2 protein-coding genes are annotated in these 1,760 nt (G+C 71.8%); one reads left to right on the forward strand and one right to left on the reverse strand.

All coding sequences use genetic code 11. From position 1 onward, the window contains the following. The first annotated feature begins 64 nt into the window (after positions 1-64). The gene (locus MTR62_RS20875) at positions 65-364 is read left to right on the forward strand and encodes a hypothetical protein (protein WP_244024573.1); all 300 of its coding nucleotides are present in this window, start codon (positions 65-67) and stop codon (positions 362-364) included. A 61-nt stretch (positions 365-425) separates the two neighbouring features. On the opposite strand, the gene MTR62_RS20880 is transcribed toward MTR62_RS20875, so the two are convergent. After that, positions 426-1,760, reverse strand: a 1,335-nt coding sequence (locus MTR62_RS20880; protein WP_244024575.1) for a carboxylesterase/lipase family protein, incomplete at its 5' end; no start/stop codon positions are given.

Consider the following 1,760-nt stretch of genomic DNA (forward strand, 5'->3'; position numbering starts at 1 on the left):
GCCCGGCCGCGCGGCGCCCCCTCGCGCGCGCGGCGATGTCTTCTCGTTTCAGGAAAAACCTGTCATGACTTCGACCCACGCGGCGCTCGACGCCGCACAAGAGCGTATGCGCATTGCCCTGTTGCTGCGCAGCTATCCCGCGATCGAGCCCGACGAACTGGCCCGGATCCACCACTGGTTCCGCCGCGAGGCGACCCCGCTCGATTTCGGCATCCTCGCCTGCGAACCCGAAACGGCCGAGGGTTACCGCGCCTACCGCGCGCAGCACTACGACCGTTTCGGCCCGCGTGACCTGATCGTGGGAGCTGTCTTCGTGGCGGTCGTTCTGGGAGTGCTGGGGCTGCTCTACGCCGCCATGCCGTGATCGTGGGCCGACCCCGCACGGTGCGCGCTGCGTGCACCGTGCGGGTGGTTGGAAGGACGTGTCAGGGCGTGCCCGCCTCGGCGCGCTTCTGCGCGAAGTCGAGCCGCTGGGTGAGCGGATCGGCCTGGCTGCGCGCGCCCTTGGCATCGATCACCTGGACCCTGTCGGCGCCCGAGTCCGAGGCCTTGGGCCAGGCGGGCAGGCCCTGGCCATCGGGGGTGCCGGTCTTGACGAAATTGACCCAGTAGGCGTGCATCAGCCTGGCCGTTGCGGTTTCGGCCGCCGTCGGCCCGGCCCCGGTGCGCGCGGCGAGCGTGTCGAAGGCGTAGGGGATTTCGCTCGCGTGCGGGGCGCCGCCCATCGCTTGCGACGCGCCGGGCACGGGGAAGGCGAAGCGGTAGTAGTAGACCGGCTGGCGCGGGGCGAGCGCACGGGCGATCGCGCGCGCGGGTTCGATCATCATCGCATCGGCGGTGGTCGCGGTGCCGACCTGAAGGCCGCTGGCGCTGTTGGTGGGGTCGTAGATCTGCCTGGCCTCGGCGGCGTCCGCGCCAAAGCCGGCGAAGATCGCGTCCTTGTCGGTCACGAAGGGAAAGCCGTCCGCCGAATTGGCGCCGATCAGCACCGGCACGCGCGCGTCGAGCCCGTTCTTCGCGGCGGCGAGCGGTTCGCCCAGGATCGTCCTGCCGTCCACCAGCGGCCCGGCGTAGCCTGGCTTGGCCATGGTCATCATCGACAGGTCGCCGGTCACCGTGGCGGCGGGCAGCGCCCGCAGCGCCGCCGCGTCGAGGCCGGGCGCGAAGACCTCGCCCGCCGCGGCCGAGGTGGCGATGGTCGGCTGGGCCATGGTGCGCGAGCGTCCGCCCCCCGATTCGACGATGGCCTGTTCGAACAGCCCCTGCGCCAGCGGCGACTGGAGCAGCATGTGCATCGACATGCCGCCCGCGCTCTCGCCCGCGATGGTCACGTGGGCCGGATCGCCGCCAAAGCGCGCGATGTTCGCCTGGACCCACTTGAGCGCGGCAATCTGGTCAAGATAGCCGAAGTTGCCGCCGCCGCCCTCGGCCTTGAGGCCGGGGTGCGCGAAGAAGCCATAGCGCCCCAGCCGGTAGTTCAGGCTGACGAAGACGATCCCGTCGCGCGCGAAGCTGTCCCCGGCGTAGATCGCGGGCGAGGAGCCGCCGTTGACGAAGCCGCCGCCGTGAATCCAGACCATGACCGGCAGCCTGGCGCCCGCCCGCGTCCCGGCCGGTTGCCAGACGTTGAGGTAGAGGCAGTCTTCCGAAGGCGTGGTGCGGATCGGGGCCGCGTCGGGCGGGAAGGGGGCCTGCGCGCAGTCGGCCCCATAGTGCGTCGCGTCGCGCGGGGCGCTCCACGGAGCGGCGGGCTGCGGCGC

It is taken from the genome of Novosphingobium organovorum (genome assembly GCF_022832435.1).
Taxonomy (GTDB): Bacteria; Pseudomonadota; Alphaproteobacteria; order Sphingomonadales; family Sphingomonadaceae; genus Novosphingobium; species Novosphingobium organovorum.

Bases quoted from the DNA above. Each gene is read 5' to 3' on its own strand.
- MTR62_RS20875 (WP_244024573.1), top strand. From the start codon at position 65: ATGACTTCGACCCACGCGGCGCTCGACGCCGCACAAGAGCGTATGCGC.